Origin of the sequence: Enterococcus sp. CWB-B31 (assembly GCF_020567645.1) — a bacterium.
Taxonomy (GTDB): Bacteria; Bacillota; Bacilli; order Lactobacillales; family Enterococcaceae; genus Enterococcus_L.
Genome location: NZ_JAJDJW010000014.1, coordinates 70,744 through 96,144 on the forward strand (window position 1 = coordinate 70,744; position 25,401 = coordinate 96,144).

Annotated in this window: 21 protein-coding genes, 1 pseudogene and 1 CRISPR repeat array; of the genes and pseudogenes, 20 read left to right on the forward strand and 2 right to left on the reverse strand. The window is 36.8% G+C overall.

What is annotated here, in order from left to right:
- From LI954_RS12245 to LI954_RS12285, 10 genes and pseudogenes are all read left to right on the forward strand, one after another.
- Positions 1-1,107 carry an iron-containing alcohol dehydrogenase family protein gene (locus LI954_RS12245; protein ID WP_202068142.1) on the forward strand — a complete coding sequence of 369 codons (1,107 nt, stop codon included), beginning with the start codon at positions 1-3 and terminating at the stop codon, positions 1,105-1,107.
- 13 nt (positions 1,108-1,120) lie between these two features.
- The gene (locus LI954_RS12250) at positions 1,121-1,963 is read left to right on the forward strand and encodes a PTS mannose/fructose/sorbose/N-acetylgalactosamine transporter subunit IIC (protein WP_229444616.1); all 843 of its coding nucleotides are present in this window, start codon (positions 1,121-1,123) and stop codon (positions 1,961-1,963) included.
- Between the two features lie 139 nt (positions 1,964-2,102).
- Entirely contained in the window at positions 2,103-2,960 is an 858-nt protein-coding gene (locus LI954_RS12255) for a PTS system mannose/fructose/sorbose family transporter subunit IID (protein ID WP_202068144.1), read from the forward strand.
- Positions 2,961-2,985: 25 nt separating this feature from the next.
- The gene (locus tag LI954_RS12260) at positions 2,986-3,492 is read left to right on the forward strand and encodes a PTS system mannose/fructose/N-acetylgalactosamine-transporter subunit IIB (RefSeq protein WP_202068145.1); all 507 of its coding nucleotides are present in this window, start codon (positions 2,986-2,988) and stop codon (positions 3,490-3,492) included.
- Between the two features lie 123 nt (positions 3,493-3,615).
- Positions 3,616-4,506, forward strand: coding sequence for a hypothetical protein (locus LI954_RS12265; protein WP_229444617.1), 891 nt, complete (start codon positions 3,616-3,618; stop codon positions 4,504-4,506).
- Positions 4,507-4,594: 88 nt separating this feature from the next.
- Entirely contained in the window at positions 4,595-5,044 is a 450-nt protein-coding gene (locus tag LI954_RS12270) for a PTS sugar transporter subunit IIA (protein ID WP_229444618.1), read from the forward strand.
- 71 nt (positions 5,045-5,115) lie between these two features.
- Positions 5,116-6,180 carry a mannonate dehydratase gene (uxuA, locus tag LI954_RS12275; protein WP_229444619.1) on the forward strand — a complete coding sequence of 355 codons (1,065 nt, stop codon included), beginning with the start codon at positions 5,116-5,118 and terminating at the stop codon, positions 6,178-6,180.
- 56 nt (positions 6,181-6,236) lie between these two features.
- Complete coding sequence (locus LI954_RS12280) at positions 6,237-6,890, forward strand: bifunctional 4-hydroxy-2-oxoglutarate aldolase/2-dehydro-3-deoxy-phosphogluconate aldolase (protein WP_229442757.1); 654 nt, start codon at positions 6,237-6,239, stop codon at positions 6,888-6,890.
- Between the two features lie 198 nt (positions 6,891-7,088).
- A complete protein-coding gene (locus LI954_RS16120; RefSeq protein ID WP_267491488.1) occupies positions 7,089-7,214 on the forward strand; it encodes a hypothetical protein in 126 nt (41 codons plus the stop codon).
- A gap of 36 nt (positions 7,215-7,250) precedes the next feature.
- Positions 7,251-7,475 (forward strand): annotated as a pseudogene (locus LI954_RS12285) (IS30 family transposase); the annotation flags it as partial.
- Between the two features lie 165 nt (positions 7,476-7,640).
- On the opposite strand, the gene LI954_RS12290 reads toward LI954_RS12285, so the two are convergent.
- Positions 7,641-7,802, reverse strand: coding sequence for a hypothetical protein (locus LI954_RS12290; RefSeq protein WP_202068149.1), 162 nt, complete (start codon positions 7,800-7,802; stop codon positions 7,641-7,643).
- Positions 7,803-7,834: 32 nt separating this feature from the next.
- Positions 7,835-8,197, reverse strand: a complete 363-nt coding sequence (locus LI954_RS12295) for a hypothetical protein (protein ID WP_202068150.1) — start codon at positions 8,195-8,197, stop codon at positions 7,835-7,837.
- Between the two features lie 419 nt (positions 8,198-8,616).
- Here LI954_RS12295 and LI954_RS12300 point away from each other — a divergent pair, with 419 nt between their 5' ends.
- The 10 genes from LI954_RS12300 to csn2-St all read left to right on the forward strand — a co-directional run bounded on the left by LI954_RS12300 (position 8,617) and on the right by csn2-St (position 22,929).
- Positions 8,617-9,630: an ROK family transcriptional regulator gene (locus LI954_RS12300; protein ID WP_229444620.1), complete on the forward strand. Its 1,014-nt coding sequence runs from the start codon at positions 8,617-8,619 to the stop codon at positions 9,628-9,630.
- A 710-nt stretch (positions 9,631-10,340) separates the two neighbouring features.
- Positions 10,341-11,144 carry a Cof-type HAD-IIB family hydrolase gene (locus LI954_RS12305; protein WP_229444621.1) on the forward strand — a complete coding sequence of 268 codons (804 nt, stop codon included), beginning with the start codon at positions 10,341-10,343 and terminating at the stop codon, positions 11,142-11,144.
- A 1,021-nt stretch (positions 11,145-12,165) separates the two neighbouring features.
- Positions 12,166-13,689 carry a 2-isopropylmalate synthase gene (locus tag LI954_RS12310; protein ID WP_229444622.1) on the forward strand — a complete coding sequence of 508 codons (1,524 nt, stop codon included), beginning with the start codon at positions 12,166-12,168 and terminating at the stop codon, positions 13,687-13,689.
- On the forward strand, positions 13,689-14,738 hold the full coding sequence (gene leuB, locus LI954_RS12315; RefSeq protein WP_202068154.1) for a 3-isopropylmalate dehydrogenase: 1,050 nt from the start codon (positions 13,689-13,691) through the stop codon (positions 14,736-14,738). Before LI954_RS12310 ends, leuB begins: the two co-directional genes overlap by 1 nt.
- A 1-nt stretch (position 14,739) precedes the next feature.
- Entirely contained in the window at positions 14,740-16,116 is a 1,377-nt protein-coding gene (gene leuC / locus LI954_RS12320; RefSeq protein ID WP_229444623.1) for a 3-isopropylmalate dehydratase large subunit, read from the forward strand.
- Positions 16,116-16,703 carry a 3-isopropylmalate dehydratase small subunit gene (gene leuD, locus LI954_RS12325; protein ID WP_229444624.1) on the forward strand — a complete coding sequence of 196 codons (588 nt, stop codon included), beginning with the start codon at positions 16,116-16,118 and terminating at the stop codon, positions 16,701-16,703. Before leuC ends, leuD begins: the two co-directional genes overlap by 1 nt.
- Positions 16,704-17,168: 465 nt before the next feature.
- Positions 17,169-20,519 (forward strand): type II CRISPR RNA-guided endonuclease Cas9, encoded by a 3,351-nt coding sequence (gene cas9, locus LI954_RS12330; protein ID WP_229444625.1) that lies wholly within the window; start codon positions 17,169-17,171, stop codon positions 20,517-20,519.
- Positions 20,520-20,660: 141 nt separating this feature from the next.
- Positions 20,661-21,569, forward strand: a complete 909-nt coding sequence (gene cas1 / locus LI954_RS12335) for a type II CRISPR-associated endonuclease Cas1 (protein ID WP_229444626.1) — start codon at positions 20,661-20,663, stop codon at positions 21,567-21,569.
- Positions 21,570-21,580: 11 nt separating this feature from the next.
- On the forward strand, positions 21,581-21,889 hold the full coding sequence (gene cas2 / locus LI954_RS12340) for a CRISPR-associated endonuclease Cas2 (protein ID WP_229444629.1): 309 nt from the start codon (positions 21,581-21,583) through the stop codon (positions 21,887-21,889).
- Positions 21,889-22,929, forward strand: a complete 1,041-nt coding sequence (gene csn2-St, locus LI954_RS12345; protein WP_229444627.1) for a CRISPR-associated protein Csn2-St — start codon at positions 21,889-21,891, stop codon at positions 22,927-22,929. The genes cas2 and csn2-St overlap by 1 nt, the downstream gene beginning before the upstream one ends.
- Positions 22,930-22,964: 35 nt before the next feature.
- Positions 22,965-25,243: direct repeats of the CRISPR family, unit length 36 nt; unit sequence GTTTTTGTACTCTTAAAGATTTAGTAACGGTAAAAC.
- Positions 25,244-25,401 lie beyond the last annotated feature (158 nt).

The following is a 25,401-nucleotide window of genomic DNA, read 5'->3' on the forward strand; positions in this document are numbered from 1 at the left end:
ATGCTAGATGATTTAAAAGTAAAAGTAGGGCCTCAATTTTATCAATATCATGAAGGGGCAATTGACTTTGTTCCAACCGTACTAAACGAATATGCTGCGAAGAATGTTCTGATTGTACATGGAACAGTATCATGGGAAAAAGCACAGCCGAAAATGGGATTTTTAAATGATGATCGCTATAATTTTTCTTATCATCAATACACAGGAGAATGCAGTTATTTTGGGACAGATTTAATAGTTGAGATTGTAAAAAAAGAGCAAATTGATTTCATCATTGGTGTTGGCGGCGGAAAACTAACTGATCTGGTTGGTTATGCAGCACATGTATCAAATAGTAATTTTGGTGTAATACCGACTTTAGCCAGTAATTGCGCGCCTTGGACACCACTATCAGTGATGTATAAAGAAACAGGTGAAGCAGAAGGCAAAACGGAGCATTATTTGAGACAAGCAGCTTTTCTAATAACAGATCCTGTGTTGGTTATTAACTCACCAGTGGCATTTTTTATTGCTGGATTAGCAGATACGATTGCTAAATGGTATGAATCAGATGCTATTTTACAGCAAACTCATTTAAAAAAAGAGCCATTTTTGCAATTAGCAGGCTACACAGCAGCGCTATGTAAGGACGCAATTGTGAAGGATTCGGCAAAAGCTATTCAGGATATGGAAAATCGTGAACTTTCCGACGAGTTTATTCGCTTATCAGAAATTGTTTTTGCCATTGCAGGAATGGTTGGCGGATTAGGCGATAAATATGCTAGGAATGCCGCTGCTCATGCAATGCATGATGCGATGAGTAAATATATTCCTAAAAGTCATCAGTTTTTACATGGTGAAAAAGTAGCTTATGGTATTTTTTATCAGCTGGCAATCGAGAATAAATGGGCCTCAATCGATCAGCTGCTTCCATTTTATCAAGAGTTGGATTTACCAATGTCTTTACATCAGATGGGCATCTATCCTGAAGATGAAACAGTCATTGATGCTATAGTTAAATTTATTGATTCAAAAGAAAAAGTTCATCTCATCCCGGTAACGATTACTGAAGATTTGTTAAAGGAATCAATTTATCAGTTGGAAGAATACATTAAAGGGAAGAGATAGAGGAGGAGGACACATGGAAACATTAAGTGTAACGCAAAGTTTGTTAATAGCAGTGTGGACAGCAGCCGTTATGTCAAGATGGCTTGGGGGAGGAGCAACATTAACGCTGCGCTTTTCACCATTGATGACAGGGCTTATTGTAGGGATTGTAATGGGGAATGTTACTCAAGCGATGATTGTAACCGCATCACTTCAAATGATTTATATGGGTGTTTTCTCACCAGGAGGTTCAATGCCTGCCGAACCATCAATCGCAGCTGCGATTGCGGTGCCCGTTGCATTGATGGGAAATTTGGCTCCAGAAGCGGCAATTGCAGTTGCTGTACCAGTTGGCCTTTTGGGAAGCTACTTGTACCAATTTAGATTCTTCATTAATACATTCTTAGGAAAATACACCGATAAAGCAGTAGACGATTTGAATCCGAAAGCTATCTCACGTTCGATAATTGCTTATCCAACAATTGCATCATTTTTGTTATTCGTACCATTAGTATTTATTGCTCTTTATTTTGGAGCACCAGTTATTGCTGATGTAATCACTGCTTTAGAAGGAACTGTGGTTATTCACGTGTTGGAGGTTGTCGGCGGCGGCTTAGCTGCAATCGGGATTGCAACAACCGTTTATGTTATTGGTCGAAAAGACTATATGGTTTTCTTCTTCCTTGCATACTTCATGAGTATCGTATTTAAATCATTAGAAGTAACAATGGTTACTTATGCAGTGTTTGGCATTTTAATCGCATTGATTTTCGTACAGTCTCAAAAAGGGAAAAATATACAGGCGGCAAGCAGCGACACAAGTGCAGCACCATCCTTTGACGGGGATGATGAAGATGATTACGATGACGGGTTCTAATTAATATGAGTCTAGCTTTTTGAGCCTCTTGCCAGTTTTTAGAAATTGAGAAAAGTGAAACAGAAAAAGCTGAGATCGCTTTGCTGAATTTCTTCTAGAATCAGCTGAGCCAAAAAGCGTTTTAATAGGAGGGAAAAAAATGACAGAGATAACAAAAAATACGAATCTTGCACCAGAAGAAATTACTAAGAAAGATGTTACAAAAGCTTATCTTAGATGGCATTTTGCAAATGAAATTCCGCACTCATTTGAACGTTATCTGGCCCCATCTTTGTTGTATGCGATGATGCCGATTTTGAGAAAATTATACAAAGATGACGATGCGTTGAAAGCTGCCTACAAGCGTCAGCTGTTGTTCTTTAATACACAGCTTAGCTGGGGTGGTGGTGTTATTACTGGGTTGATGTCATCCATGGAGCAACAAAGAGCGCAGGAAGAATATGAAGGCACAGAAGTGTTGATGCAGGATGATTTGATGTATAACACAAAAGCCGGTTTAATGGGTGCCTTAGCAGGAATTGGGGATGCAATCGATTCAGGAACTGTTCAGTATATCTTTATTGCGATTGCTGTTCCTTGGGCTGAACAAGGAAGCGCATTAGGGGCATTATTCCCATTCGTCTTCTTTGCATTGTATCAGGTATTACTAGGTGTTTTCTTTGCTCGTCAAGCATTTTCAATGGGACGTAATGCAACAGGCTTAATGCAAAGCTCAGGTGTTCAAAACGCAATTGAAACATTGTCTGTTTTGGGATTGTTTATGATGGGAATTCTAGCCGGAAATTATGTAAAAGTTTCTTCAACCTTGCAGTTTAAGATTTCCGGGCGAGAGTTTGTTATTCAGGAAATACTCGATAAGATTATTCCAGGGATATTACCATTGGCAGTCGTAATGGGTGTGTACTGGTTCTATACGAAAAAAGGACTAAAAGTAACGCAGGCATTGGTCTGGCTGACAGGTATTTTAATTGTACTGGCAGCAGTTGGAATCTTATAAATTAAATTAAAGGAAGTGAATGGAAATGGGCGTAATCAATTTAGCACGTGTTGATGAAAGACTGATTCATGGTCAAGTAATGGTTACATTATCACAAAAGAGCGGGGTAAATTCGATCTTTGTTGTAGATGATGTAGTGGCTAAAGATAAATTTATGCGTGATTTATATAAGAGTGCAGGAAGCCGTACTGGGCAAAAAACAATCGTTATCACTCCTGATAAGGCAAAGTTTTATTGGGATGAATATGAATTTAAAGATTACAATTGTATTTTGATTACTAAAACAGTCGGTGCTATTTATGATTTAGTAAAGCATGGTCTTCCTATGAAAGAATTAAATATTGGAGGAATTGCTCAGAAAGATCCAGCGAAAGATATCTTGGTAACAAAGTCTGTTTATTTAAATAAAGAGGATGCTGAAAAATTAAAAGAATTGAATGAAAGCTACGGTGTGGAAAATATTTATTTCCAAGCAACACCATCAGCGCCTAAATCATCACTAAAAGAAGTGTTGGTGAAATTCAATTTGTAATCTGATTTCTGTCAGTGAGAATTATCACTTCTGCTGAAAAAATGGAGACGGAGCGTTAACCTTTTAAAGCAGTTGTGATAATTTTCATTTTAAAAGCTAGTAAAGTGAGATGGATGATGGGAAGTGATTGGCATTATGGAACAAAACGAGCAGCTTAAAGACTGGACCTTTCGCTATCAGTATGTCTATCGCTTGAGACGTACTAATAAACAGAAACAAAGATTTCTTTCAGCATTGGCAGCAGATATAGTCAAAATGCGTCAGGATATCCAAGTGATTGAATATAAGCAAAATAAAAAATATATTTCCAGTAATTTATACGTTGGGAATATTGAAACAGCTGACCGAATCATTTGCACGTATTATGATACCCCTCCACAGGGATTTGGTCCGTATTATTTGTTTGACAGAAAAAAACAAAGTAAAGCTGTCACAAGCTTTATACTGGCAACATCTATTGCGAGCTTATTGATTGGATTACTGTTAACCGTTCTTTATATGCGGGTTTCCAATAATACATTTGATTTTGCTTCTTTCAATACATTGCTTATTATTTTAGGCTATGGTGTTTATTTTTACTTGCTTAGTAAAGTAGCTAAAGGTCTATCCAGCAGAAAAAATCTTATTCGCAATACTTCCTCTGTCTTATCATTATTAACACTTATACAAACGATAAAGGGAAATAAAATGGCTTTCGCTTTTGTAGATGAAGGCAGTTTTGGAGATATGGGTCTTGATGTCTTGAAAAGTTCTTGTAAAGCTTCAGCTAAAATTTATGCACTCGATTGTGTCGGTGCAGATACTGAACTGCATTTTATGGGTAATTTTACCAAAGAAGACAGACTGAAAGGGGTGACTGTTCACCAACCGTCAGACAATCAAGTGAGCTATTTATTTGGAGCAAGAAATTCAATTGGGGATCATGAAAATGCCTATTATCTTAAAAAATCTGATTTGAAGAAAAAAGTGCTAAACCAGAAAAACTTGACGAAAATAATAGAATTATTTAATTGATACTTCTCGTCTAACTTGTTTAGGTAAATAGAGGTGCTAAAGCAGTATTTGCGAAAATATATACTACTAGAAATAGGGAGGACATAAGATGCTTGGGATTGTCATCGCAACACACGGTAAACTGAGTGACGGGCTAAAGGATTCAGCAGAAGTTATTATGGGCGCAACACAGAATATTGCGACAGTGAGTCTGAATCAGGGAGACGACATTCAGAAATTGGGACAGAAAATCAAACAAGCAGTTCAAGAGGTAAATCAGGGAGACGGCGTTGTTGTATTGGTCGATTTAGTTAGTGCCAGTCCATACAACCAGTCATTATTGATCATCAGTGAACTGGAAAGTGAGCTGCAACATTCGGTTCATGTTATAAGCGGAGCTAATCTGCCGATGCTTTTGGAAGCAATCAATCATCAAATATTAGGTACAGCTGTTGATCAGGCAGCTCAAGCGATTGCTGAACAAGGAACAGGCAGTGTAACTACCTGGCATGTGTCTATGGTAGATGAGAATGATGCTGAAGAGGATGATGATTTCTAAAGATCTTGGAAAAGCTGACGGAGAAATCATTGAGGGCGGACTCAAAAAAATAAGTGAAGGATGATGCGTAGATGAAATGGGGATTCAGATGGTATGGAGAAAAAGATTCCATTCCATTAAAAAATGTGAAGCAGATTCCCGGTATTAACGGTATTGTGGGAACTCTGCTGAACAAATTGCCGGGAGATATTTGGGAAGTAAATGAAATTCAAAAATTGAAGGATTCTGTAGAAGCTGGTGATTTAGAGCTGCTTGGAATTGAAAGTGTAGCTATCCATGACGCAATCAAAGCAGGAACACCAGATCGGGATCAATACATCGACAATTATATACAAACCATTAGGAACTTATCTAAGTGTGGTGTGAACTTGATTTGTTATAGCTTCAAGCCAATATTCGGCTGGGCAAAAACAACTTTGTCCTATGAAAATAGTGACGGCAGTTATTCGCTTGTATATGATCAGTCAGTTGTAGATAAAATGCAGCCAAGTGAAATGTATACACTAATTCACAGCCAATCCAAAGGGTTTAACTTACCTGGCTGGGAGGAAGAACGACTGAAAAAATTTGATGCCTTACTTAAAATTTATGAGGGTGTCACAGAAGAAGATTTGTTTGAAAATTTGAAATATTTCTTATTGAAGATTATTCCGGTTTGCGAAGAGATGGACGTTAAAATGGCCATTCATCCGGATGATCCACCCTGGGAAATTTTCGGGTTTCCAAGAATTACTAAAAATTTGGCAGACCTGCAAAGAATTATGGACATCGTTGATTCCCCTTATAATGGAATCACATTCTGTACGGGTTCTTTAGGAGCAGATCCGGCAAATGATTTAGTTGAGATGGTTCAGCAGATCGGTCATCGTATCAACTTTGTTCACTTCCGTAATGTTGGTTTTATGGGAGAAAGGAAATTTAAAGAGACTGCTCATTTGAGTACAGAAGGCTCATTGGATATGTATGCGATCATGCAAGCATTGATTGATGCTGGTTTTGATGGAGTGATTCGTCCTGATCATGGAAGAACTGTCTGGGGTGAAATTGCAATGCCAGGCTATGGGCTATACGATCGTGCAATGGGGATCACATATATGCAGGGGTTGCACGAAGCAATTACGAAAGCCAAAAAATAAGTGCTTGTATTATTGACTAACCTGCATGATAAATTTTTATAAGAAAGTGAGTAAATATGCTGGCAAATATGGATCATGAAATTTATAAGCAACTAGAAGAGGTAAAATTGTTACCACTATACACAGCAACTGATTTAAGTTATTTAGACAAGCTGGAAGAGATTCTTGTGAATAATGATGTTCGTTTTATCGAAGTCACTTTTCGCAGTAATCTGGCTGCTGAAGCAATTAAAAAGTTAGCTGTGTCTGGTGAATTGGTAGTCGGAGCCGGTACAGTAAGAACTCTTCAAGAAGCTAAAATTGCGGTAGCCAACGGGGCGAAATTTGTTGTATCACCAGCAGTTGTTCCAGAGGTGATTGAATATTGTCTTAAACAAGACATTCCAGTATTTCCCGGAACAGCAACTCCCGGTGATATTCAACGAGCTTTGGATTACGGGATTAAAGTCGTTAAATTTTTCCCGGCAGATATTTATGGCGGACTTAAAGCTATTAAAGCGTTGAGTGGTCCATTTTACGATGTGCGATTCCTGCCAACTGGCGGTATCGACAAATCAAACTTTATTGAATATCTCAATAGCAAACCAATAATAGGTGTGGGCGGCTCGTTCATTATCTCAGAAGCATTGATCAAAGAAGATAACGGCAAAACAGCAGACAGTACGCTGAAAGAGCTGGTTGATTTAATCAAAGCAAACAAAAATGACTAGACTTAATTGAACGACCACATCTGTTAGCAGACAAAAGGGCTTGAGACAAAAAAGCATAAAAAAATGAAACAGGGGGATTATTTGGATGGGTAAACCAAATGACCCTCTGTTTCTCGTTTAAATAGATCAGGAGAGTATAAAATATTTTGTGTAAGTTCCAATGGTAAAACGAGATAAATAAACTAGGAGAAACAAACCATGAGTATGCTCTCTAGAGATCAAATCAAAGAAATGATTCAACACTATGATATTAAGACTACTGAAGACATAAAAGACACATTTAAGGATATGTTTGGAGAAAAGGACCTGCAACAGTTTAATTAACAGTCAGTTAGATTACTTATTTTACACTCTCTGTTTGCCCAAGGCTGGACACCTGATGTGATTATTAGCTGAGGAGCGGCAATTCCTATTTCTTGCTCTGTTAGAACGCTCTATCGCAAGTTCAAAGCCAATCAATTTGATGTCGCAACACTACCAATGAAAGGAAAACGAAAGCCCAACGGATATAAAGAGTGTCACGGAAAGCGAGCATTTAAACGTACTATTTTAGAAAGACTCACTGACTATCCTGAATTTCAACAAATGATAGTGTAAACTCTTGGTTTTAAAGGAAGTTTGTCCGCTAAAACGTGTTTGTTTTTTGCTTCTCTGGATTTTTCAAACGGGAAAGACAGTCAAGGGAATACTTTTAATTATCCGAATAAAAAAATCCCCAAGCCTACTTCTTCAGACTCAGGGAGAGACTCTTTAATTTTCTACATTTCGTACATAATCATCGAAATACTGAATCAAATCGGCTTTGATTTTCTGGTATTCTTCTTCAGTGTACTCTTTCTCCTCAATTTTGCCATTGAAAAAAGGGATTTTCAGTTCTTCTCTTAAGCGTTCTAGAACATCCGTGTGATCCATTTCAGCACCTCTTTAATTATTATCAACTCTCATTATAAGACATTGAACCAATTCGTCAACTCTTCAAATGAACTTTTCATCACATCCAGCTTTTTATAAAGAAGTGCAATGTTTGTATCCTCATGAAGAAAGACTTGTTTCAGTTCAAAATAAAAATCTTCAAATGCATCGAAAAAAGGTTCCGTTTTATTCTGTGCAAGCGCCTCGTTACTGTAATAAAAAACCCGCACACTATGGAAATAAGTGAATACCTCATTGATATTAACTAAGATCCGTACGTCCGTTTCATCTGTACGAGGCTGGATGCTGATTAAATCATACAAAGCCAGACATTTGGTATGCGTTTCAGATAGGTACGATAAAAAGATTTCAATTTTTTCTTTTGTTGCTGCCATCACAGACACCTCCGTTTATTTTATTATAATAAAGATCGGCTGAATTGAGAAATAATAACTTTTCTGTGTTTCAAGGTACCGGAAAGAGCATTCGCAGGACCTCATTACCGATTTGGAAACCGAAAGTCAAACAGTACTGTGTTTAGATAGTCACTGAAAGGCTTCATTGCTTTAAAAACATCTATCCAGCTTTCAACTAGTTTTTTTATCCTGCGGCAATTCAAATGGCAGGTCATACTGAACATGCCAGCTTTTGTATTTAATAAACGGATCAATGACTGTTCCTTTTTCTTTTCTATCTGGCGGTTTCATAGTAATAAAAACAAATTGACTTACTAAAGATTCTAAAGTAAGATTATAAAAGAAGTTTATAAAATTTATTTATAAAGTGAAATAAGAACAAATTGAGGTGAAACAATATGAAGGCGGGAACCCCTAATCAGCTGAAAAGCAGTAATCTTCATCGGTTGAGAAAGATTATTCAAAAAGAAAAAAGAATAACGAAGCCTGAACTGGCTGAAAAAAGCGGGTTAAGTACAATGACGGTCAATAATTTAATGAAAGATCTTCTAGCAGAGAATGAAGTCATTGAAACAAAAGCTTCTGCAACAACCGGCGGCAGGAAGGCCAGTGTATTTGAATTTAATGCCCTCCATCAGCTGGTGCTTACAGTAGCTCTGTTGGAAAAAGATAAAGCCGTTACTTTTTTATTCACCGTTCATGATTTGAATGGCCAAATACTAAGACAGAAAGTCCAGCCGGGCAATTATTTTGACAAGATGCTAGTGAAAGCACAGATCGCCGGATTTATTAAAGACTATCCGACAATTCAGTGTCTGGTTATTGGGCTTCCTGGGGTAGAGCATGAAGGTATATTGAAGGATATGGATTTTCCTTTGTTAAAGGATGAGAATTTAAAGGAGTATCTGGAGGAAGCCTTTGGTTTTGATGTAATTACTGAAAACGATGTGAATGCAGTAATTTATGGATACAGTCAGGTGATGCCGTTAGAAGCAGAAAACGCTGTTGTCGGTCTGTATTATCCTGAAAGCTTTCCGCCGGGAGCAGGTATTGTTCTTCATGATCGACTCGTTAAAGGGAGAAATGGCGTAGCGGGTGAAATTGCACATTTGCCCTCTGATCCGGATTGGAAAACATTCAGCTATAGTGAGGAAGAAGTGATCGGAAATTTGCTGAACAATGTACAAACATTCATGAGCCTTTATGACCCAGATTGTTTTGTGATTTATCGGGATAAAGGATTTACTGATGAACATTTAAAAGAAAGAATTGAACAAAGAATGAAAGAAGAGTTTCCTTATGCTGAATTGCCTGAAATCGTTTTGTCAAAGGATTTTCATAATCATTATATTTATGGCTTGTTTGCATTGGGCATTACACAATTGAATACGCAATGGGAACAGTTCGATTAGGGAAAAAATTACAGGAATAATGAAATGCAGTTCACAGATCTTGAAGAATGGAGTGAGCTGCTTTCAAATAAAAATAGCCGAAAGATGAGAACTAAAATGTACTCTGTCTAAAAGATACGTAGAAAAAGAACGGATGCTGGCAAATGATTTGTATATGGCTGCCGATGATGAAAATTAAGAGAAGACCTTCGTTGATCGGGACAATTGACAGATCTGTTTAATCAGACGATTAAAGAGCTGCTGGAATACCATAACGAATTACTGAGAGAGCTGTTCGAAGCGACAGAATAAACTATATATATCGAACCGCTTTTCCGCTGTGATTATGGCAGTATTGGTTTAACTGGCAGTCTTTTGTATACAATCATACTGGCTTCTGCTGCTTATTCGGTGATTATTTTGTCAACCGAAGTTGCCGGTTTGGGCTTAGGAATGCCGCAAGTGCTTGCAGTGTTTTTTTCAGTGCCATACTAAAAAGGACTTTGTGGCAGAAGGAACATCATTTATCGTGTTTGTTCAAGACTTTTCCGCTGTTACTGTCGGCGCTGTCTATTCTGAACAGCTGAGGACTGCTGTTTATACTGGCAGCTGCTATTATATTATGAAGTTTTGCTGTTTTTGTTAGTAAGCCGTTTTTATAGAGAACCAGCTCGCAGAAAGAAATCTGCTGAGGATAAAATAGAAGAAAAGATGATCGAGGAGGACATACAATGAGTCAGATAAAAATGATTGCAGTAGATATGGATGGTACATTTTTAAATAGTCAAAATGATTATGATCGGGAGCTGTTTCAGCAACTTTATAAAAAAATGCAGGAGAAGGATGTAAAATTTGTTGTGGCCAGCGGGAATCAGTACTATCAGCTGAAATCCTTTTTCCCAAAAATAGCCGCTGAAATTGCTTTTGTTGCTGAAAACGGTGCATATATTGTTAATAACGAGGAAGAAATTTTCTGCGGAGAGCTGTTGCTTGAAGAAGTTCATGAAATTTTGGATATCTTAGGACAGTATGAAAATGTGCACACCATTTTATGCGGTAGAGAAAGTGCCTATGTAAATAAAAAAGAGCCTCAGTCCTTTGTTGATCACGGCAGTATTTATTATCATCGTCTGAAATTAGTAGACGACTTGTATGGGGTTGATCAGGATATGCTGTTTAAATTTGCTTTGACTGTACCGAAGGGAAAGGCACAGGAAATTTTAGACAGCCTGATTTCTGCCATGGACGATAGAATAACTCCGGTTTCAAGCGGTCATGAAGACATTGATTTGATTATTCCGGGTATTCATAAAGCTAATGGACTATTGAAGCTGCAGAAGCTGTGGGGAATAAAAGACGAAGAAGTCGCAGCTTTTGGTGACAGCGGCAATGATCTGGAGATGCTGAAGCATGCAGGTTTCAGCTATGCGATGGGCAATGCACATCCGAAAGTCAAAGAGACAGCCAAAGAGATTATTGCAACGAACAATGAAAATGGTGTGCTGAAGCAGATAGAGAAGCTGTTGGGTGAATAGAAGACAGACAGAAAAACAGAGTGTGAGACAATAATCAAAGTGAAAATTGCCTCACACTCAAAACTTGAACAAATGGCAGGACAGAAATAAACATTCTTTTGTGGGTTCGTCAACTGAACTGTGGAAGTTAATTGATTAAGAAGATTAATAAATAAAATTTTTTCGCTGTTTTCGAACTTAGAGAAAAACTGTTTGAAGGTACCGTTGAATAAACCGATGTTGAAAATCCGGCACCAACAGCACGACCGCTCATTAAAATAATGATTTCTTTTTCTATTTTTATAAAAGAGGCATCAAATTTCTTTGTTTCTTTTTGGATTTTCTATTTATCTGTTATATATTTTCTTCCTTTGCCAGCAGAGTTATCCAGAGGCTTTTTGGCTAATCCAAAATATGAAGATGATGACTCGAAAAAATGTACCATTGTGAAGAATTGAGTACTACCGTTCCATATCTAATTTGAAATGGATGAGGAAGATAGCTAAATAGATTCTCTATGTAAATAGAAGAGTAAACGAGGAACAGCTTGAAAAGCAGGCAAAGGATAGGATTTATTTTTTGAATGGTGAGAGTGAAAAGTAATTCTGAGTATCTTTTTTTCAAATAATAGTTGACATTGATGGGAAAATTCTGTAAGCTATTTTTTATAAGGTTTAATTGACAGAAAATTCAGTAAATAAAGGATGTTGATTGTAATGAAGAAAACCACATACAAACAAACCTTTTTATTATTATTAGCTGAGGACTTCGCTATCTGATTGCAACGATTTTTGATCAGAATGGAAGAGTCCTGTTTCGCATTTGCATGAACGGGATGATACGCATCCCAGACATGGGATGCTTTTTTTATTGGCAGATGAAGAAAATACTGAGAAGTCTCTAAATGAAGAAAATGATTTACTGAAAATGCTGTATAAAAGGAAGTGAACTGAGAATATAGAGTGACGAGACAACAACGTATGGATAATAGTCATAATTTTCTGAATACTCAAACGAATAAAAAATGAAGGGAGTAAGAATAATGAGAAACATTCAGTTTTTTGATACAACGCTGAGGGACGGAGAACAGACGCCGGGTGTAAATTTCAATACAAAAGAAAAGGTGCAAATCGCCAGACAATTGGAAAAATGGGGGATAGATACCATTGAAGCCGGTTTTCCAATCGCATCAGTTGGAGACTTTGAAGCAGTTCAGGCTATTGCTCAGGCAGCAACTCGAATGACGGTTGCAGGATTGGCACGCTGTCAGAAAAAAGATATTGATCGGGCACATGAAGCGTTGAAAGATGCTGTTCATCCACAAATACATGTATTTCTGGCAACCAGTCCGGTGCACATGGAATACAAGCTGAAAATGACGCCGGATGAAGTGATTGCATCCATTAAAGAGCATGTTGCCTATGCCAGATCAAAATTTGAAAAAGTACAGTTCTCTCCGGAGGATGCTTCACGGACGGAAAAACCATTTCTGTTGAAAGCTGTTCAAACAGCGATTGATGCAGGGGCAACGATCATTAATATACCAGATACCGTGGGCTATTCAAACCCGACTGAGTATGGAGCATTGTTCAAATTTTTGATTGAAAATATTCAAAGCGATCAGGAAATCATTTTTTCTTCTCATTGTCATGACGACTTGGGAATGGCAACAGCCAATGCGCTGGCAGCGATTGAAAACGGAGCACTGAGAGTTGAAGGAACTGTAAATGGAATCGGAGAGAGGGCAGGAAATACAGCGCTGGAAGAGGTGGCACTGGCTCTTTACATCCGCAAAGACTTTTATCAGGCAGGAAGCAATATTGTGTTAAATGAAACCAAACGGACCAGTGATTTGGTTAGTCGACTGTCAGGGGTGGCAGTGCCAAGAAATAAAGCCATTATTGGAGCGAATGCCTATGCTCACGAGTCAGGAATTCATCAGGACGGTGTACTGAAAAATCCGGATACGTATGAAATTATTACGCCATCACTGGTCGGTGTAACCAATAACTCTCTTCCTCTAGGCAAGCTGTCTGGTCGTCATGCCTTCTCCACTAAAATGCAAGAGCTGGGCTATCAGCTGGAAGAAGAGGAATTGAAGACTGCTTTTAAACGTTTCAAAGCTTTGGCTGACAAGAAAAAGCAGGTGACGGATGAAGATTTGATTGCATTGATGATCGGGCAGACACAAGAAACAGAAGAGGTTTGTCATCTAGAGCGTGTACAGCTGCAATATGTTTCTGACGGTAGTCAAGGAGCGATCGTCTCCATGAAAAATAATGAAGGCGACACAAAAACAGAATCAGCAATCGGCTCTGGAAGTATTCAGGCAATTTACAACTCCATTGACAAAATTATGGAGCAGACGCCGGAATTAAAGCAGTATTCCATCAAAGCCATTACCGGCGGAGAAGATGCACAGGCTGAGGTGTATGTGACTGTTCAGGATATAGAAAGCAAACGACAGTTTAACGGAACAGGGATAGACTTTGATGTTCTTCAAGCATCCGCAAAAGCCTATGTACAGGCAAGTGAACGATTCAAAAAAGAAATGGAGCAGAGATAATGACGAAAAAAATCATTGCATTGCCGGGTGACGGTATCGGAAAAGAAATTATGGACAGCGCACTGAAAATTTTATCAGAGGTAATGATTCAGGATGAACTGGCTTTCGATATTCAGGAATTTCCATTTGGCGGAGCCGGAATTGATAAAGAAGGCGATCCGCTGCCGGAAGAAACGCTGATTGCCTGTGAAGGGGCCGATGCTATTTTACTTGGAGCAATTGGCGGACCGAAATGGGATAATGCCCCTAAGCGTCCAGAACAGGGACTGTTGGGTCTTCGTAAAGCGTTGGGACTGTTCGCTAATATTCGACCGATCAGCGTGCCTGATGCAGTCGTTCACTTATCTCCATTGAAAGAGGAAAATGTTAAAGGGGTTGACTTCATTGTTGTCCGTGAGCTGACAGGAGGAATCTATTTTGGAGAAAAGAAACTTGAAGAAGATCAGGCCTCTGATCTGTGTATCTATACGAAAAAGGAAATGCAACGAATCATTCGCAAAGCATTTGAAATCGCTCGAACGCGAAATAAGAAAGTAACCTCAGTGGACAAAGCCAATGTGCTGGCGACAAGCAAGCTTTGGCGCAAAACGGCTGAAGAAGTGGCAAAGGAATTTCCGGATTGCACATTGGAACATCAGCTGGTGGACTCAGCGGCGATGGTGATGATTACTAAACCCAAGGACTTTGACGTACTTGTTACAGAAAATCTGTTTGGCGATATCCTAAGCGATGAAGCTTCCGTGATTCCTGGTTCTCTGGGCATGATGCCAAGTGCCAGCCATAGTGAAAGCGGGCCATCTCTTTATGAGCCGATCCACGGCTCGGCACCGGATATTGCCGGGCAGAATATTGCGAATCCGATGTCAATGATTTTGTCGGCTGCTATGATGCTTCGACAATCATTTGGTATGGAGGATACAGCGAAGAAAATAGAAGCAGCCTGCGACAAGGTAATGAATGCAGGCGTTTTGACCCGGGACTTGGGCGGCAGCGCCGGGACTCAGGAATTTACAGATGCAGTAATTAATGAATTGAAGAGAGGCGAATAAGATGGGTAAAACATTGTTTGATAAGCTTTGGGAACGCCATGTGGTAACTGGAAATGACGGGGAGCCTCAGCTGTTGTATGTGGATCTGCATTTGATTCATGAAGTAACATCTCCTCAGGCGTTTGAAGGCTTGAGAGAAGCTGGACGCAAAGTGCGTCGTCCGGAAAAAACATTTGGTACGATGGATCATAATGTACCGACGAAGGATATTTTTAATATTACTGATCTGGTTGCTAAAAAACAGATTGAAGCGTTGAAGAAAAACTGTGAGGAATTTGGCGTTACACTTTGTGATAATGGGAGTGATCGTCAGGGAATCGTTCATATGGTCGGACCGGAAACAGGCTTGACTCAGCCGGGCAAAATTATTGTCTGCGGAGATTCTCATACAGCGACGCACGGAGCATTTGGTGCACTGGCCTTTGGGATTGGAACCAGTGAAGTGGAGCATGTGTTTGCTACACAATCAATCTGGCAAAGAAAACCGAAAAGCATGGGTGTAAAAATCAGCGGCAAGCTGGAAAAAGGCGTGTATGCAAAAGATATTATTCTGGCACTGATCGCAAAATATGGTGTGGACTTTGGTGTCGGTCATGCTGTAGAATTTTACGGAGATACAATTGAAAGTCTAACCATGGAAGAGCGCATGACAATCTGCAACATGGCAATTGAAGGCGGAGCAAAAATGGGGATGATGGCGCCGGATGAAAAGACATATGAATATGTTCATGGAAGAGAATACGCGCCAAAGGATATGGAATCGGCAATTGCTGACTGGAAAACACTGCCAAGCGATCCGGATGCGGTTTATGATGCCGATCTAGAGCTGAACGCAGGCGAGCTGGTTCCTTTTGTCACGTGGGGAACCAATCCTGAAATGGGGATTCCGGTAACCGGTACTTTCCCTGAAATCAAAGACATGAACGATGAACGTGCCTACAACTATATGGATTTACAGCCGGGACAACGCCCATCTGATATTGAAGTGGGCTACGTCTTTATTGGGTCATGTACCAACGGCCGCCTGTCAGACCTTGAAGAAGCGGCAAATGTTGTTCGCGGGAAGAAAATAAAAGACGGTATAACAGCTATCGTCGTTCCAGGCTCAAGACCGGTACGGAAAGCAGCAGAAAAAATCGGACTAGATAAAGTCTTTAAAGAGGCTGGATTTGAATGGCGGGAGCCGGGCTGCTCTATGTGTCTGGGTATGAATCCTGACCAGGTACCGGCAGGCGTTCACTGTGCGTCAACGTCCAACCGAAACTTTGAAGGACGTCAGGGGAAGGGCGCAAGAACGCATCTTTGCAGTCCGGCAATGGCTGCTGCCGCTGCCCTAAACGGTACATTTATTGATATCAGAGAGGAGCTGGGTGCATAATGGAGGCATTTACACAGCATACAGGAACAACCGTACCATTGATGAATGACAATATTGATACCGATCAGATCATTCCAAAATCATTTCTGAAACGAATTGAAAAAACAGGTTTTGGCGAATTCCTGTTTGACGAATGGCGCTATCTGCCTGACCGCACGCCAAACCCTGACTTCATCCTGAATGAGCCTCAATACGAGGAGGCAGAGTTCCTGATCTCCGGAGACAACTTCGGCTCAGGCTCATCTAGAGAACATGCGGCGTGGGCACTGGCAGACTACGGTTTCCGGGCAATCATCGCTGGCAGCTTCAGTGATATCTTCTACATGAACGCAACAAAGAACGGCTTGCTGCCGATCGTACTGCCGCTGGAAGCACGCCAAAAGCTGGCAGCGCTGCCGGCAGACGCCAGCATCACTGTTGATCTGCCCAACCAGCAGGTCATTGCCAATGACGAAGCCTACAGCTTCGACATTGACAGCACATGGAAACACAAACTGGTCAACGGACTGGACGACATAGCCATTACTCTAGGACATGAAAAAGAGATAGAAGAGTATGAGAAGGGGATAGAGGGGTATTGGGGGTAAGGAGCATCCAAAGAAACAGATTCATAACTGAGTTATGGTCTGTTTTTTTTGTGAGATATTGTTTAAGAAAAATATTTGTTATGACATGTAAAATTGTAGAAAAACAAATAAGTCAGAATAGGGAAGTGAATATTAGTTAACTTTTATTACAAACGAGCGCTTACGATTTTTAGAGAGTAACTTACTGATAGCTTGTCAAAACATCCTTAGATAGCTCAAAATGATTGACAGATTTTCAATAATCAGAACAAACTTGTGAAATAAGTAAACTCAAATATAAATTCGTATTGAAAATTGATTAACAAAAAGATAAAATAATAATTGTACTATTTGTTTTTATTAAAGCGTTTTCTTTGTGTAGTAAACTATTTTAGTACATATAAATTTAGTTTTAATTAAAATGGAAATATTAAGAATTTGATGTATAACAAGATGTCTTAAATGACTAAATGAGGAGCTGTGAAAATGAAATCAATTGGGTTAGACATAGGAATATCTTCTGTGGGTTGGAGTGTGCTGGATATTGATAGTGGCACTATTATTGAGTCAGGAGTAAGATTGTTTTCGGCTGCATCTGCGGAAAAAAATCAAGAAAGAAGATTATTCAGACAAGGTCGAAGACGTATTCGTAGAAGGAAGAATAGACTGAATGATCTGACAAAATTATTAGATCATTCAGGTATTCTGAATACAGAAAATGAGCTAGCTGATCCATATGAGATTAGGAAACGGGCACTTTACGAAGAGCTCAGCTTTGCTGAACTGAGAATAGCTTTATTTCATTTAGTCAAGCGTAGAGGAGTTAGTTATGGATTAAAAGATCTAGAAGATGATGCAGTAAATCAAGGAGATTTTAAAAATAGTGTTCAACATAATCAGGAGTTACTAAAAAAATTCACACCAGGAGAAATCCAATATAGTCGGTTAAAACAATTTGGTAAAGTTAGGGGAATAGTTAAAACTGAAGATGGCGAAATATTATTAAATGTATTTCCAACTGAGGCGTATAAAAAAGAAGCAATTCGGATTTTAGATAAGCAGCAAACCTTTCATAAAGAAATTGATGAGCAATTTAAGGAAGCTTATTTAACTCTATTATGTCGAAAACGCGCATATTTCATTGGACCAGGCAAGGAAAATTCACGAACTGATTATGGTATCTATCGAACTAATGGGGAGACATTAGAGAATCTCTTTTCAATATTGATTGGTAAGGATAAAATATATCCAGATGAAACGCGAGCAGCTAGTGCCTCTTATACTGCTCAATTATTTAATTTAGTGAATGATTTGAATAATTTACGTATTGATAGTACTGAAGATGGCAAACTGACTACCGAACATAAACAGCAAATTATTGCTCATCTGAAAGAAACAACAGGAAATGTAACAATGATCAAGTTGGTATCCAATGTAACTGGATGTCAACTGGAATCAATTAAAGGGTATCGGGTAACAAAGGAGGATAAACCGGAAATTCATTCCTTAGCTGTTTATCGAAAAGCTAGAAAAAAATTTTTAACACTAGATAAAGAAATAAATGATTGGCCAACAGAGTTTATTGATGATTTAGCTGAGATAATTACTTTGAACACCGAAAATGGGGAAATTCGTCGTGTGTTAACTGAAAATTCCAAACCAAATTTTCCTTTCTTAACTGATTCTTTAATTAATCAGATTATTGATTATAAACAAATATTTATGATTCAAAGTAGTCAAAAATGGCATCGGTTCTCACTTAAAACAATGAAGGAACTACTCCCTGAAATGCTGATCACTTCTAAAGAACAAATGTCACTTTTAGCTGAAAGAGGAATGCTACAGGTTGGAAAACGTTCCTATAGTGGGACTGATAATTTGGCAATTAAAGAAGTAACAGAACTGATTTATAATCCAGTTGTTGCTAAAGCTGTTTATGAGACACTAAAAATTATAAATGCATTATACGAAAAGTACAAAGACATTCAATATTTAGTCGTTGAAATGCCAAGAGAAGATAATGAAGATGAAGCTCGAAAAGCAATTAAGAAAGCTCAAAAAGAAAATCAAAATGAGAAAGAAAAATCATTTTTAGAATTTCTACAACTTTCTACTGCAACAGGGGAACAGCTGAAAACCAAGATTAGAAAAGAAAAAAAATTGGGCAGTAAAATTCGTTTATGGTATCAACAAGAAGGCAAGTGTCTTTATTCTGGGAAAACGATAGTTGCAGATGAACTGTTTGCTAATAGTAATGCCTATGAAATAGATCATATTATTCCTCAGTCTGTTTCATTTGATGATAGCTTGAATAATAAGGTGTTATGTTTTAGTTCAATGAATCAAGAGAAAGAAAAGCAAACACCATTTGGTTTTATGCAGAATGGTAGTGGTCAAGGTTTTGAGACATTTAAAATGATGATCAAAGGAAATAAACGTTTATCTGCAAACAAACGGAGAAACTTATTGTTTACAGATGATCTAATGAATATTGAAACTAGGAAAAGGTTTATTTCTCGAAATTTAGTAGATACACGATATGCATCACGAGTGATATTAAATGAACTTCAACAATTCGTAAACAATAAAGACCTAACGGCGAAAGTTACCGTTGTACGTGGTAAATTTACTAGTACATTAAGAACTCATTGGAAAATATATAAAACGAGAGAAACCCACCATCATCATGCTGTTGATGCTGCGGTAATTGCTGTGTCACCATTGTTAAATATTTGGAAAAAACAAGAAGCCATTATCCCAAAAAGAGTAACGGAGGACCAAGTCGAAGTTTCTGTCTCTGAAATTGTTACTGAAGTAGCATTTAATGAGTTGGTTTACACCCCTCCATATAAAAATTTTCGTGAGGAAATTAGAAAAATGGAAGGAAAAATTAAATTTTCTCATCAAGTGGACAAAAAAGTGAATAGAAAAATCAGTGATGCAACCATTTATACAGTTAGGAAGGCTCAAACAGCTAGTGATAAAGCTGAAAAAGAATATGTCTTGGGAAAAATTGGTGATATTTATTCTATAAAAGGATATGAGGATTTCATAAAAATATATCGAAAGGATAAAACAAAATTTTTAATGCAGCAGCATGATCTTAATAGCTTTAATAAGCTGGAAACTATTTTGCTAGAATATCCTGATAAAGAGGAGATTGTGCAAAATAACAAAACCGTCAAAACACAAAAAGTTAGCCCTTTTGAGTTGTATCGTAGAGGTAATGGTTGGATAACAAAATATGCAAAAAAAAATAACGGACCGGTTATCAAACAAGTGAAATATTATGATAAAGTGTTAGGTCAGTCTATCAACATTACTCCTAAAGATTCTAATAAAACTGTTGTTCTTCAATCATTGAAATCTTGGCGAACAGACGTTTATTTCAATAAAGGAACGAAGCAATATGAAATCATGGGGATTAAGCATTCTGATTTAAGGTTTGGGAAAGGTGGTCAATACGGACTGTCTAAGCAAAAATATGAAAATCTCAAGAATGAAGAAAGGATATCTAAAGATGCAGAATTCCTGTTTTCCTTATATCGCAATGACAGAATTAAGGTCATTGACCTTCTGACCAACGATTCTGTGGAATTATTGTTTGGTTCGAGATCAATGATCAGTGATGGGTATGTAGAATTAAAACCAGTTAAGCAAAATAAATTTGAAGAAGGAGAAGTATTGCCGATTTATCAACGAGTTGCTAAAGGAGGTCGTTTGATTAAGAAGTTTACAAAAGAAAACTATAAATTATATAAGGTAAATACGGATATCTTGGGAAATCCTTATTACATTGAAAAAGAAGCAAAACAGCCTAAAGATATCATTGACTAGGCGTAAATAATTTGGTACTATGGATATGTGAAAGACGTTTCACACCGTTACTAAATCTTTAAGAACCTACAAAAATAAGGGTTTATCCCGAATTTCCCATTCATTAGAATGGGTTTTTTTATTTTAGAAGGGAGTAAAAAAATGAGTTGGCGAACAATCCATATTAAAGAAAGTGAATACATTAGGCTTAAGTTGGATAACATTGAGATAGCAAAAGAGGGTGAGAAATATTATGTTCCCCTTTCTGATATTGCTATTATAATTCTAGAAGGAAATGATACCGTTATCACTACGAAGCTTCTTTCAGCGTTTAGTAAACATAATATTATTGTAATTATTTGTGATGATAAGTATCTACCTACAGGAATGTACATGGGATATGGAAACTATCATCGTTCTGCTAAACGAGTACAGCAACAAGTTATTTGGGCAGAAGAGCAAAAAGATTTAATCTGGCAATACATCATAAAACAAAAAATATCTAATCAAATTGCTTTTGCATCATATAGAGACATTCCTCAAGAACGACTTGAAATGATGATTGAATTTTATAGTAAAGTTATTCCGGGAGATAAAAATAATAGGGAAGGTCATGCAGCCAAAGTCTATTTCAATTCTATTTATGGCTCAGATTTCACTCGCGATGATTACTGTTTAGAAAACATTTCCATGAATTTTGGTTACGCAATTATTCGTTCGGCGATTGCTCGCATTGTTACTGGGCAAGGATTAATGACGATGATTGGAGTCTTTCATTGTAATGAGTATAATTCATTTAATCTTGTCGATGATTTGATGGAACCGTTTCGCCCATTAATGGATTATTGGATACACAAACATATTATTGGAAAATCTGAATATTTGTCCTACGAATCTCGTTTGAAAATTATCGATTTTATTAATCAACCAATAAAGTATAAAGCAACAAAAAGTACAGTAGACCAAGTAATGCTAAAATACGTAACTAGTTTTGTAAAATCCATGGAAACCAGCGATCCAGAAGTACTGCATGAGATACAACTTTCAGATTTTATGGAGGAAGAGGTGTGAGGTATCAGAAAATGAGAATTTTATGTATGTTTGATTTACCTAGTGATACAAAGGAAGAGAAAAAAAGATATCGTATTTTCAAAAAGGAGTTATTAGCTAATGGATTTGTAATGCTACAATATTCTGTCTATTATCGAATTGTGCCTAATCGTTCAGCTGGGAAAAAATTTGAAAGTATCTTGAAACGCGTGACTCCTCCACACGGTGAAATTCGTCTGATGTATGTTAGTGAAAAACAATTTGAAGACATGCAATTATTAGTTGGAACCAAAAGTCATCAAGAAGAAAAAATTTCAAATAATAGGCTGGTGATCATTTAATGGAATTAAAAATTGAATATGAGTTTGGAAAATATCTTGAATTTGAAAGTCATGATATTAATTACTTTATTGGATCGAATTATCAATTGAAATGGAAGTTATACCGTAGCTTTCAGCGATTTAGCACTGGAAAAATTCTATCTGATCTTGAAGAAAATGTATATGGCGATGATGGTATCAATTTTTTCTATGATCAAAAGGTGCTAAATGCAAAGAAAATGTTAATTCATTTTTTAGATAGCAGAGAAAGCATTTTATCTGCTTGTCAATTTTCAAAAGGGAGCCTAATATATAATCAATTAGAAGATTATGAAAATAATTTTGAAATAATGAAATTGTTAGATTTAATTAATGATGATATTCTAAAATTAGAAATATCTTTTCAACAATCTTTTGAAAAAAATGGATTTCACGCAATTAAGCCTACTTTTTCTCCACTTACGTATTCAGGCTTTTTAAAAAATTCTCTAGAACTACAATATTTGGAAAAAGATGAGCCATACCCATTATCAATGATGGATGTTGGGTATTTATTAGATGAATACTGCAACTTATTGTTTTCTGAAATTCAAAGAACTCAGAAAGAATGTTGGATAGTCATTAATAAACCTGAATACTTTTTACATGACCAACTTCTACAGAAGTTATTACAGAAATTTAAAGATATTGGAAAAGAAACGAACTTGCTAAAAGTCTTTTGGATTAGTGACTATTATTTGGATGAAGATTTTAGTGTTGACGATATTGAAAAGGTTATTTTTTTAGGTGAAAGGGCTGAACAATTTCCACCTTATGAAACGCTAAAGCAATCTATTCGCTTAAGATATCCAGATGAATTTAAATTAACAGACAATGAATTATTAAACTCATTACACAGAATAATTCCCCGAATAAGTGAAAATCAAGATCTATTACACCTTCCGTTGAAAGATATGGTATTATTAAAAGTAATTAATCAGTTAATGGGTTATTTGGATACCCAATATTCTATAAATTATGATAATTTATCTGAATTAGAATATAAATTTTTAGCTGATTAATTTACAAAAATCTAGATTGAAGACGTTCATTTGAGGTTTTTGTACTCTTAAAGATTTAGTAACGGTAAAACGCAACAGCGCCAGTTATCACAAGGTTAGCAGTTTTTGTACTCTTAAAGATTTAGTAACGGTAAAACTAACCAGTGCAGTGATACCAAATATTAACAGTTTTTGTACTCTTAAAGATTTAGTAACGGTAAAACACATAGTCTGTAAATAATAAAACATAGATTGTTTTTGTACTCTTAAAGATTTAGTAACGGTAAAACATTTATATAATGAATATGATGAGCCTATAAGTTTTTGTACTCTTAAAGATTTAGTAACGGTAAAACCATAGTAAGGTATTTCAGTTTGAGCACTGAGTTTTTGTACTCTTAAAGATTTAGTAACGGTAAAACCAAACAAATGAGAAATAAAAATAAAAAATAGTTTTTGTACTCTTAAAGATTTAGTAACGGTAAAACCTAACGCAGATTTGATGAAGCCGACTAACTGTTTTTGTACTCTTAAAGATTTAGTAACGGTAAAACTTTACCGACAAAATCACGCATCCACCTTGAGTTTTTGTACTCTTAAAGATTTAGTAACGGTAAAACGCGGTAGCGATATGAGTACATTGCTGCTTTGTTTTTGTACTCTTAAAGATTTAGTAACGGTAAAACACTTTGTACAGTCGAGAGGAATACGAAATGGTTTTTGTACTCTTAAAGATTTAGTAACGGTAAAACAAAATAGTTTTAAAGGGCTGTAATGTTTATGTTTTTGTACTCTTAAAGATTTAGTAACGGTAAAACTAGTTACTTTTGCTTTGCAGTTCTGGCACTGTTTTTGTACTCTTAAAGATTTAGTAACGGTAAAACTCTGGATACATCAAAGTATCCTCCACTTTCGTTTTTGTACTCTTAAAGATTTAGTAACGGTAAAACATAAAGAACGTGAAATATCAGGCTTAGTTTGTTTTTGTACTCTTAAAGATTTAGTAACGGTAAAACAGGTGCTGATATCTCCTGATAAGAGTATGCGTTTTTGTACTCTTAAAGATTTAGTAACGGTAAAACTTACTGTCCAATGTGTGGGAAGAAATTCAAGTTTTTGTACTCTTAAAGATTTAGTAACGGTAAAACTAGACAACTTGCAGACTTGAGAGACGAAGCGTTTTTGTACTCTTAAAGATTTAGTAACGGTAAAACTTTTCTTTTTGAACTTCCGAACAGGTCCATGTTTTTGTACTCTTAAAGATTTAGTAACGGTAAAACACAAATATGTTATCGAAGGCTTCGAAGAAGGTTTTTGTACTCTTAAAGATTTAGTAACGGTAAAACAGTATGCCAGAAAATAATATTCCGACACTTGTTTTTGTACTCTTAAAGATTTAGTAACGGTAAAACTGCTTGACAGTTGGAAACAAATCTGTTACAGTTTTTGTACTCTTAAAGATTTAGTAACGGTAAAACTGTTTGACAAAAGAAAAGGCAAAATTTTGTGTTTTTGTACTCTTAAAGATTTAGTAACGGTAAAACTGCTTGACAGTTGGAAACAAATCTGTTACAGTTTTTGTACTCTTAAAGATTTAGTAACGGTAAAACTTGTAGCCTCTTTAACTGTACTTTCGTAGTGTTTTTGTACTCTTAAAGATTTAGTAACGGTAAAACTAGATGGCAGTATCAGTTACAAATTCGAGGTTTTTGTACTCTTAAAGATTTAGTAACGGTAAAACAAATTTTTGGAGAAATTGAACAACCGAATGGGTTTTGTACTCTTAAAGATTTAGTAACGGTAAAACAGTATGCTCGTTTTTGATCGTAGCTGTATTGTTTTTGTACTCTTAAAGATTTAGTAACGGTAAAACCATATGCCTTGTTGTTTTGTGTACCCTACTGTTTTTGTACTCTTAAAGATTTAGTAACGGTAAAACGAAGCGTTGTCGAAATCATTCGGTGGTTGTGTTTTTGTACTCTTAAAGATTTAGTAACGGTAAAACAATACTATAGATTTCCCGTTTGGGATCATTGTTTTTGTACTCTTAAAGATTTAGTAACGGTAAAACTGACAAAAGATAAGCCTACGTTAAAAAAGAGTTTTTGTACTCTTAAAGATTTAGTAACGGTAAAACAAAAAATGTCAAAAGTAGAAAATGTTTCGAGTTTTTGTACTCTTAAAGATTTAGTAACGGTAAAACTAACTATGTCAGATAAAGAATTATTGTTTAGTTTTTGTACTCTTAAAGATTTAGTAACGGTAAAACAAAAATCAAAGAAATAAGTCGATAGGGATAGTTTTTGTACTCTTAAAGATTTAGTAACGGTAAAACCAGAAGGTAAAAAGATAGATAATGTTATTCGTTTTTGGAATGGCAACCCTTTTCTTGACAGTTTTTATAAGGTGTCCGATTTCAATTCGCGTTATTGTCCGATTGTCCTTGACAATGAGCCTCCTCGGATATGAGGAATACCGGCAGAAGCTAATAAT